General features: G+C 47.7%; 3 protein-coding genes. All 3 read left to right on the top strand.

Features of this window, described 5'->3' with window-relative positions:
- The first annotated feature begins 306 nt into the window (after positions 1 to 306).
- The 3 genes from BN1120_RS21315 to BN1120_RS11760 are packed head-to-tail and all read left to right on the top strand — an operon-like array spanning position 307 to position 11,177.
- Complete coding sequence (locus tag BN1120_RS21315; RefSeq protein WP_145983729.1) at positions 307 to 3,276, top strand: hypothetical protein; 2,970 nt, start codon at positions 307 to 309, stop codon at positions 3,274 to 3,276.
- Positions 3,277 to 3,309: 33 nt separating this feature from the next.
- On the top strand, positions 3,310 to 9,558 hold the full coding sequence (locus BN1120_RS11765) for a DEAD/DEAH box helicase (protein ID WP_080768007.1): 6,249 nt from the start codon (positions 3,310 to 3,312) through the stop codon (positions 9,556 to 9,558).
- Complete coding sequence (locus BN1120_RS11760) at positions 9,558 to 11,177, top strand: nuclease-related domain-containing DEAD/DEAH box helicase (protein ID WP_042016235.1); 1,620 nt, start codon at positions 9,558 to 9,560, stop codon at positions 11,175 to 11,177. Before BN1120_RS11765 ends, BN1120_RS11760 begins: the two co-directional genes overlap by 1 nt.
- Positions 11,178 to 11,286: the final 109 nt, after the last annotated feature.

Here is an 11,286-nt window from a genome sequence, read left to right as displayed (position 1 = left end):
GAAAACCAGGGGCGATTCATTAGGCGCAGGTCATCTTGTCTCGGAATTGATCAACAATGCAGATAAAGTGGGATAATTATCTCGTGTTCTGGCTTTCCCTCTTGCTAGATCCACCCTGTCAGGCATGCTGACTACCGTGAGCGAAACCAACACTCTACTTCCAAAGTTGCCGACAGATACGAAAAGGCTAACGAGTGGTTTTTGATGTTATTTGATCGCACCTCCAAATGAAAGGACGAAAGAGGAATCATATCTGATATGAGCGCATGCTTAGAATCTGCAACTGAGCGATTCAGCCAGACCCCCATGCCAACCATCGATAGTTTCAACGAATGGAATCTTCGCCTGTTGCGTTGCTTCTTCTCTGAGGCATCCAAAGGAGAGGAAGTCTTCTTTAGAGTGGATCGAGAGCTTCTGGACCAAATTGGTCAAGATATTGGTGGTGACGTTGGATTTCTAAGTGCAGTTCGTAGGGGCCCTGAGGGGGTTGATCCACGGAGTAGTATTGTTGACCGCGTTCATTATCTGGTACATCGGCTCCGAAGAAAGGGATACAGGGATCCTGGTGAATTTGACCCAACTTATCGCGATCTGCATGCTCCTGCATATCTTCCCTATTTAGCAGCTCTAGTGAGGAACAATTCGGAGGAGAATGGTGTTGGATATTATGCTGCCCTCAGAAGGGACCTAAAACTAGAACAAGATTTCGGCACACAGCAGATGGCACAAATCCAAGTGGCCTGGGCAGATTTGCAGAAATGGACGAAAAATACTAATCAACGGTTCGGCTTCTTTGAGGTAAGGATATTGGGGGGGTATAATCTGATTGGGGTGCCGAGATCACAGAGCATTCTCAAGCCAAGTGACCTCGAAGGACTTTCTCGTGTGTTTGTGCAGGCCCAAGTTAGGCCAGGTCACGAATTAACCAAATCTGATTTGCAATTGATATTGGATGAAGCACGAGCAACTGCGCATATTTTCACTGCAGGCTTTCAGCAAGCACTCCATATTCCTGATTTCGAGCAACCTATCTGTGCTGCGATCCGAGCTGCATATTCCGATTGGGATGGAACACTCTCTCAAAGAGGAAGTGATACAGGTAATACTGGAATTTCCTTATACAGTATCGGGCTGTCTCTGGCGGTGGTAGACGAACTGACTTTGAAGGTATCGCCCTGTTGGCGCATTCCGGCCATTCAAGACGTGGGGGAATTTCAAATATCCCATAGTGGTCTGAGGTGGAATGGACAGTTCTTCGGTACAGAAGGAGCAAATAGTAAGCCATCCATCAGTCAAGAGACCGATTTCTGGGAGATTGCAGAGAAGGCCTCTATCACGGAGCAGAAATTTGATCTCTTATCCTTTGGTGGCGACGACACGGAGCCAATGAAATTCCAATTATCACTAAGGCAACACCAACTTTGGATTCTGGTGCCTGCATATGAAGAAGTCACGGGAAATCTTGAGCTAAGGGAAAGCGTACTTCCCGGTACTGGGTCAGCCTTTTTATTGGCACCGCCTAACAGCGTAAAATCCCTCAAGTGGTATCTCGAACGTGAGGCGCCGGAGCATGAGCTTATATGCATGACAGGATTACCAAATGGATGGCTGTTTGTTCGCTTAAATGACTGTTCTTCACTCACGGAGGAACAGCGTCTTCTTCCTGATGGGGCTGATGAGCTTCATGCAAGACCGCATCATATCCACTTCGTCGGTGGCAGGTCGATTCGGCGCGGATACAGTCGCATGTACTTACCTTATGATCTGCCCATCATTGTGTTGGATGCTCCTGAAGGCTCCCATATTATATGTCCAGTTGGTGTTTCCATCGTAGAGAAAGAAATCAAATCTGTGGCATCCCATGCTGCCAATGTTAAGCAAGTCCAGTTTAGACAGCTAAAGCGTTTCGAGATTAGATTGGTTAATTCAAAGAGCGCATCTTACAATTTTTATGTCCGTGCAATGGATGGCTCCCACCTTGGACAGGCGAAACTGAGGGTGGCCAGCTCCAGTGGGGAGCTTGTAGATACAGGTGGCCCAACTAGCCTAGACAAACTTGGCAGGCTGGTAGCTTCTGGCACCGGATTGTCGGGGGTTCTCCTACATGAGCTGAAGCAACACACCGACACCCTAAATGGTTTTAATTTAACTTTTTCAGAACTAGGCTATCGGGTTATTCAATACTCTCTGAAGCTGGGAATTCGTGAATACTTTCTCGACGCACTGGCTCAATCTGGTAGTTTAAACTACAACGCAGCCAGAGAGTTATTACAGCGGCTAATCCGAGAAACTGGCACGTTAGCTGAGCCGATCTTCATGCTCTTGGAGTTTCGTCGATGTGGATACTTGGAGATATCCACAACGCATAAAGGTCACATTTCACGAGTACATTCTGTCAAGCCTACCTTGTTCACTCTACCTTCCACATGTTCCGGCAAGCCTATATGGTCAGTGGCGGGAACCTTGCGTATTGCTCATTGGAAAAAAATCTCAGAACAAATACAGGCGTGGTCTGTACAACGAAAAGCCAATATATCATCTCACTTTGAGTCATGGCACTTGCATATTCTTGATGAAGAAGAAGCTATAGAAGCCTGTGATCAGATTGGTTTCCAATTCGCGGAACTACCTTGCATGTCGATTGTAAACTGGTCAGCTGATTTGGATGTGTTCCATAGTGAAATGTCCCGCAATCCTATGGAGTCCATTGGTAGAGCAAAGGAAAACGCTATGCGATTTAATGCCTCCAAGGGACTTTTTACTGCTACCCCCACTGGCCACACATGTGAGCTCTGGAAGGTTCGAGACCTCGATACAGGTATGGACAACCTGTATGTGCTTGCAAAGCAAGAGCGATTTGCCTTCGTTCGCGATTCCAGATGGGGTGTCTGGTTAGCACTCGACGAGTTTGCTAAGTGGGTGAGTACACTTCCTGAGATGGATGGTGTACATCCAATTCCTATTACGTACGAACGTGATAGAGGTACACTTTGGCTTCCGGCACGCATCAGCCCACCAGCAATTTTGGAGCGAGCTTTGATTTTGTGTAGTGCCACTCTCCCCAATGTTTTAACGCTCAAAAAACATGCGATTGATGGGGGGGAAGAAGCAGACAGGCTCTCACTTTCCCGCTCAGACGGCCACCACCCTGTACTTTCGGCAAATCGATTCTATTCAGAGATGGCAGAAGGTAAGTGGCTGGCATATCAAAGTGTTCCTGAGCAAGTTGCAAGAGTATTCGCCGGTAAGCTAGGCGCGGTGCTCGATATCATCTGAAAAGAATTCTTTTGACAGATTAATAGGAAAAATATGAAAGATCCTATCGGCGCCTTCGAGATATTACAGGATGGCATCAAGCGATACATTACTTCTGCATTTGGAACAAATTCCCCAACATTCGAGGAAGACAGAAAAAAATTACTGGACCTCTCTGGCGTTCTGTTTCAAGTGCCATATGTTGAGCCGATCCCGTCCTACAAGTCAGGCTGTACGCTTGCACAGTTGATAGACAGCGACCTCCCCAGCTTAAACGATGCTGGGCGGGAAGCCTTCAAGGCAATCATCGGTGCGGGATTATTCAGTGGTGGGCACCCACTTTATCTACATCAGCAGACAATGTTGAAGAAGTCGTTGGAAGGGAAGCATTGTGTTGTGGTTACCGGTACGGGTTCAGGTAAAACAGAATCTTTCTTACTTCCCGCCTTAGCCAACATCATCCGTGAGGCTACGAATTCAACTAGTCAATGGCAGAAACCCACAAATATTCCAGCAGAATGGACCAAGAATAATTTGCCACAATGGGATGACTCTCGAAAAAAACTGCGTGGAGAACCTCGCACCGCCGCTGTTCGGGCGCTAGTTTTATATCCCATGAATGCTCTTGTAGAAGATCAGGTATCTCGCTTACGCCTCGCGCTCGATTCTGATGATGCCCTTGCTGCTTTAGATCTGCATCTTGCAGGAAATCGAATCCGGTTTGGCCGCTTCAACGGTTCTACGCCAGTTTCCGGTCACCCCTTCAAAGCAGATGGGAAGCCGAATAGTGGAAAACGCAAGGAGTTAGCCGAGGAGTTAAAGAGTGCGGTTGTGGACTATGTTTCGATGCGCCAAAAAATTCAGCATTGCCGCGACATAGTTTTCAACGCCGAGGAAGCCAATGATATGGCAGCTCTCGAAGAGGCTAAAATGCAGCTTTCCAAAGCTCTGGAGGAAGCAAGCTTCATCCGCCGCATGTCACCTGATGCTGCCGAAATGTTCCATCGCTGGGAAATGCAATTAACACCACCAGATATTCTAGTGACCAATATTAGTATGCTATCCATCATGTTGATGCGGCACTCCGATCCCAATATTGCAAAGGATCGCGCTGACTCCGACATCTTCGAAGCAACGCGAGAGTGGCTGGCAGATGATCGTGAGAACCACGTATTCCAACTTATTATTGACGAACTTCACCTGCAGCGTAGCTCGGCGGGTACGGAAGTAGCTTACTTGATTCGTCTGTTACTGGACAGGCTGGGCATTGGCCCGGATAGCTCCCAGCTCCGCATACTCGCTTCCAGTGCGTCACTCGATGGAAGTGATGATGCTACCTACGAATATCTTGGCGGTTTTTTTGGGTATACGCCCGAGAATGCGAAAGCTCGCTTCCATATTGAATCCGGAGAGCTCCGGCATGAACTTGAAGGTGATATTCCCGAGTTTGGCAACTCCATGGCGCAATCCTGTCTTGAGGCTGGAAATGTTCAAGTTATAGAGGGCAGCGACAGTGACTTACCTGAAGTGAAATTCCTTGTCGATCTAATTTCCCAAGACGAAGCCACAAACAACAAGACAATCTTATCTGGATTCGATGCCAACGGACAGATTAGGGCCAAGCCTCTTAATGAGATATCCGACTATTGGTTCTCCAGCCTTGCTGATTGTGAGCGCCAGATCGCAACAAAGGGCCTATTCCGTGCCATTGGTTCTAAGTACGCAAAAGACAAGAAGCTATCAATGCCTCGTCTGCGTTTTCATTGGATGGCCAAAAATGTTGAAGGTCTCTGGGCTACAATTGGATTGAAAGACAGCGACCCTAAACGTAGAGTCGGAACACTCCTGCCAGACAGGAAACTCTCTTTAAGTGGGCAGAGAGTTTTGGAGATTCTCTATTGTGAATGCTGTGGTACACAGCTGTTATGCGGCAACAAAATACCGCTAAAAAATGGATTAGGAACAGTAAACAGGTTCGAATTGACCTCTCTCGAGACTCAAATTAATGGGCTTCCCGAGGCCACGGTAGAAACTCGTACGGATGAACAAAAATATAAGGATGTTGGTGTTATTTGGTTACGAAACCCAGATTCCGACCCTGTTACTAACATAGACTATCTGAAATGGAACCACGGTACCATTAAAACGGACGACAATGGTAAGCCAATAGAAAGCCTGGAATCCATGTGGGTCCCCGCGACAGTCAATAGCGATACAGGTCAAGTGATCCTAGGGACTGCAGGGGGCGGACTACCTTGTTATATCTTCCTTATTACGGATAAAGCTGAAGCAAACTATAATGAATATTATGCTATGCCTCAGCGTTGCCCATCGTGCCATATTGACTATTCAGAACGATATGGCCGTCGTTCACCAATTCGGTCATTCGTAACCGGTTTGGCGCGCATGTCACACATGTTTTCAAAGCACCTTATGGGTGTACTCCCTGAAGGTAAGACCCGGAAATTAGTTGCTTTCTCCGATAGCCGGGAGGCTGCCGCGAACCTATCTGTTGGCGTAGAGGAAGAGCAGTGGAAACTGCTGTTACGGACATTCATTAATAAAGAACTCAAGTTTAGAGCTTTTAGTGGAATAGACTCAGCGATGAAAGAAGCGCTGGTGTTAATTGAATCAGGCTTGATCGCCAAGATCCCAACACTACGAAATAAGGTTAGGGAGGATTTTGGTCAAAAAGATGGGAGTTATGATCAGTTCAACCTATTTATTCAGGCGGTAAGGACCGTGACTGATGATATTGATGGTGCAACTAACGAGCAACTCGAACAAGTAAAGCGTGTCCGCACCTACAAGCCGGGCTATGTTCGGGTTGATGACATTCTAGCAGGGCCTGATTCAAATAAGGTTCTTAGTCCACTCTGGCGCAATTTTATTGAAAAAGGGGTCAACCCTGGTGGCGCATCAATCGATAAAAAATTAATCGCTAGTAACAAAGACTGGACCTCCATCTTCCAGTCAATGGACGGCAAACTGACGCCAAAGTTGGACGCTGAAGCAAAGAAAGATGATATAAATAGTATTGGACTTTCACTTCGTAAAAGCGCATGGCGTGCGCTGACTGGGCGATTGCTCTATGACCTCGAAGAGCAAGGTATTGGTCATCTTGCTTTCCCTCCTTTCCCGGATCTCCAGCCAGTAGCTGGCATATCTGCGGAAATCGTTCGTCAAACATGCAATAGCATCCTGCGTATTCTCGCCGAAGAATATCGGCTTGACCCCCATCCATGGGATAAATGCATCGATGGCTGGAAACATAACCAACCTACCGGCCATCTGCTGGAAGGACCTGCGAAGAAGCGCGTATATGGATATCTGAAGAGGGTTGCCTCTACTCACCACATAAACCTAGAAGCTCTACGTGATTCTGTCGTGAATGCCTTTATGTCGGCAGAACACGCACAGGCGAGCGATCATTGGGGCGTGGTCCGGTTAGAAAAATTGTGGACTAAAGTCAACAATCCGGAAGACCTCCCTTGGAAATGCTCGAACTGCGGGCGCGTTCATTGGCAGGCATCTGCAGGCGTATGTTCTCGCTGCCTTGGCGCGCTCACTGTTCAACCAAACGGGAAGATGTCTGCCAAACAAATTGAAGACGAACACTATTATGCTCGTGAAGCCAATGACAAGCTGTCCGTCTTCCGTATCCACTCCGAGGAGTTGACCGGCCAAACTCATGATCAAGCCCAGCGCCAGCGGCATTTTCGTGATATTTTCTTCGATGATGAAACCATTGAGGACATTGGCACACGCAAGGTTCTGAAAAATGTGGATTCAATCGACTTTCTTTCTGTCACAACCACTATGGAAGTGGGCGTGGACATTGGCTCTCTGCAAGCAGTGATGCAGGCTAACATGCCCCCTGAGCGCTTTAACTACCAGCAGCGTGTGGGCCGTGCGGGGCGAAAGGGGCAAGCGTTCTCCGTTGCTTTCACCTTCTGTCGTGGCCAAACCCACGACCGCATCCATTTCGAACATCCAAGTGAAATGACTGGGGGTATCCCCCCTCAGCCACATCTTGCTATGGGCGATGACCAGCGCATACTGGCTGAGCGGCTGCTCGCGAAAGAGGTATTGAGACGAGCATTTCTGGATGCTGGTATTTCATGGACTGCCACCAGCCGAGAACCAGATACGCATGGAGAGATGGGAACACTTGGCGATGCTGACAAAAACATCGAGTCAGTACATAAGTGGATTAGCCAGAATAATGGTGTCATAAAACAAGTGGTACGTGCAATTACCACCGGCGCCGGTGTGTCCGCAGAAGCACTGTTAGATTATGTTCTTACACTTCCAACATTAATAAAAAAAGCTGTTGGGAGTACTGAGTTCGTGGCGCCCACACTTGCCCATCGCCTCGCTGAGGCTGGCATCCTTCCAATGTTTGGCATGCCAACCAGCGTTCGAGAGCTTTACTTCGATTTGCCGCCAGGTACTCAAGATCGCGATTACAAGTCGCTCGACAGGCCTGCAGACCAAGCCATTGCGGATTTCGCTCCACAGTCTGAGCGAACATGGGATAAGCGCCGCCTCATACCGAAGTATATCACTGGTACACTATTCAATGACCCACGCATCGGACAATGGAATGCATCAGGGTCTCCCATCGGGGCCGCCTATATACATGTCCGTTGTGGGGCATGCAGGCAATTGCACAGCGAACCAGTTGCCATTACGGCTCTGAGGACGCATACGAGTGGTAATTTGTGGAGCCCTGATTGGCTTCTGAATCCACCTAAAGGGGTCACTTGCCCTAATTGTAAGTCTAACAATGCGAAGCCTTACATGGTCGTGTCTCCGCAAGCCTTTGCCACCGATATGGACACAACTAGCCCAGCGCTTGGTACTGGCGAAAGCCGGGGGCGATCTGGTTCGACGGACATCTCCAGTTCTAGACTCCGTGATGAGAACTACAAACAAGCCTACAACTCGCAGATCCAGTTGGGGCGACAGGCAACCGTGTTTCGCACGAATACCAATCGGGGCGAAAGTTTTGGTTTCAGAGAGGTCCGTGAGATCAGGGAAGGTAATAAGACTCACGCGAAAGGGGAATCCATTTGGCTGTCGGATGACAATATGCCGGATTTCAAGGTCGCGCTGACTTCAGCGAAGACTACCGATATTCTCGCAATACGTATGCTTGATAGTAATGGCTTGAAATACTTCGAAAATATGGAAGAGGAGGCACTTACAAGGCGTCGTGCAGCTTGGTATTCAGCTGCAACTATCTTGCAGCGCGCCATTGCTTTGGAACTAGATATCGATTCGTTGGATATCGAGATCGCATCTGTCCACTCGGTGATCGGCCTGGGTGGTGGTGAGCTGTATCTCGCTGATGCCCACCCGAATGGCGCGGGAATCGTAGATTCCGCATTCGCTCAATGGGAATCTCTTCTGAGAGGTTGCTTATTTGGCGAAGGTGATACCCCACATATGGGAAGAATTATCCGGGAAGAAATTAAGCTCTCAGCTACTGTAGGCAATGAGTGGCGCAGCCCAGACCTTTTACTCAGAGGGTTCCGCAATCGTCAAGTGCATGGCCTTCTGGACTGGGAGCTTGGCATAGAATTGCTAGCGTCTATGTTAGACAAGAACTTCAAGCCTGGTCTCGATACTATTTCCATGGGAATGACCCTCCCTATCGGTCGTGAAGGCACGTGGTTGGATCGAGCGGCAGCTCTTGTAGATGTGTATAAAAAGAATAATTTTCCCAATGATTCCATTATCCACGATGGCAACGTGCATGGTTGGACTCATAATGGAACGCTCAACGTGGTCGTCCATCCACTGTGGGATGGCTGTGCTAGCGAACGAAACGCGATAGGGGACGCGCATCGTTTCGCAGCCAAGCAGGGCCTTACCCAGATCCGCCGTATAGACTCCTTCAACCTTTCTCGTCGCATGAATTGGGTTCGCCAAAACGATCAATTGTTCGTCACCGAAGACGTTGACCATAATTCCATCCTGGGAGCGCCAATCCAACAACTAGCAAACGCAAAGAGCATTGTGACTATATCGGATCTGGCCAGCCTGACAGATCACACCTCCTTTTCTTTCGCCGACCGAGACTGGCAAAAAGCAAGCCAACACAAGATTAGCAAACTCAATGATGGAGAGGAATGGCTTGTCGCCACTCAGGGAGGGGAGCTCCTAATTGTCACCGTTTCAATCAAGCGCGGTATGACTAAACCAAGGCTACGTACCAATAACGGTTTTATTTCGAATAATGATGCTGAAAAATTACAGTTTGTTGCACAGCCAGCCAATAAATCGGATAACGATTGATGCCAAAGATCATTGGATACTTACCTGCGGACCGTTGGGAAAACGAAGTTCTAAAAGCACTCAAGAATCAGCTGCCAGACGATTGGATCGTTATGCCGAGTGTTATGTGGACTCTTGAGAAAAACGGTTATGTTCGTGATGGAGAAGCCGATTTTGTCGTTCTTGCGCCCGCATCTGGCCTCGTTGTCATTGAGGTGAAGGGGTCTAAGGAGTTCATGGTGGGCGAAGATGGAAAGTGGATGCGAAAACAGGACGACGAGAGCTGGGTCTCGCTCAAGGAGCCTCCACCTGAACAAGCTATGCGGAACATGCACGATCTAATCGGTGTTCTGTTGGAAAGAAACAGGTGGAAGGAGTTCCCTGGACGATTCTCCTATTTGGTTGTATATCCCCAAGGAGAGGCCAGCAGTCTCCCAAGTATGTTTGATGAATCAACTATAGGTACACGTCGGCACATGAATCAATTGGTGTCTCGGCTTCGAAACTCGCTCAATAAGCGCGGTGGAGTCGGGCGTGCTGAGCAATTTACCCCACAAATCGTTGAATCTGTCATTGACCAACTCAAAGACAGGAAATTCCACGTTCAAAAGGTGGACACAGGCGAAGATGTGGCTAACGATCTTTGCAAGATAGAACAACTGACTCGGCAGCAATTTGCGAGCCTGAAAGGGATTTTTCAGCTGCCCAATGTCGCAGTTATCGGCCCAGCTGGCTCCGGGAAGACGGTCTTGGCTATATGGCGATTACAGGCGCTAATCGAACATGGTCAAAGGGCAATTTATGTTTGCTACAATCGCACACTCGCTGACAACTTACGCTTACGCAATCCAGACTATGCGGATTTCATCTGGAATATCGATAGGTTTTTCTTAGATTTTTGCCCGGAATCGCGCTATTTGGTAGGTCAAGAAAGTTTTCATAGAGAGGTTCTTCCGAGTTTAGTAATGAATAAGGCTCATGAACTCAATAAGTTCGAAGCTATTATCGTAGACGAAGGTCAGGACTTCTCGGAGGAACAGGTTATTGCACTTCTCGAGCTCCTTTTGGCTGAAGGAACATGGGCATTCTTTGCTGACTGGAGGCAGGATTTGTATGGCATGAATAGTACAGTCCCTATAGGTGCCGAAGTTATATTCCATCTGTACCACAATTGCCGAAATACAGTAAGAATCAACGACGCCTCGAACCGTTACCTTAATACAAAAGTTGAATCTATGCCCGGTATGCCTGTTGGTGTCGCACCATCGGTCGAATTGACAGTTAATCAAGCCAGACGTGCTTGGGAGATAGCAAAGCAATGGAGTGGAGAAGAGACAGTGGTAATACTCAGTCCATTCAAGATTGAAAATTCAGCAATGAAAGACCAGAAGTCAGGGCACGGACTTAGCCTAAGTACGGACATTAAAGATATGGGGAAAAAGGATATTGTATTCTTTTCCACCATCAAATCATTCAAAGGTATCGAGGCAACATCAGTTATAGTTGTTGATGCTGGCATACCAGATGAACACATTGCATTTACTGGTGAAGACCTCTATGTTGCCTGTACACGCGCAACTACAAGGTTGGCCATAATTTCATCGAAACAAAAAGTAGTTGATTATTTCAGGAGTTTATAAAAAATTTGATCTGACAGTTTTCCATCTTGCTAGAGCTAGCCTGTCAGATCATTTTTGAAATCAAGGTTTGACAAATATTAAACTTTAAAACAGCCTTTAATTAGATTAG

It is taken from the genome of Aeromonas caviae, assembly GCF_000819785.1.
Classification (GTDB): domain Bacteria; phylum Pseudomonadota; class Gammaproteobacteria; order Enterobacterales; family Aeromonadaceae; genus Aeromonas; species Aeromonas caviae.
The sequence above is the reverse complement of the archived record's forward strand: the minus strand, read 5'-3'. Positions and strand labels throughout refer to the sequence as shown.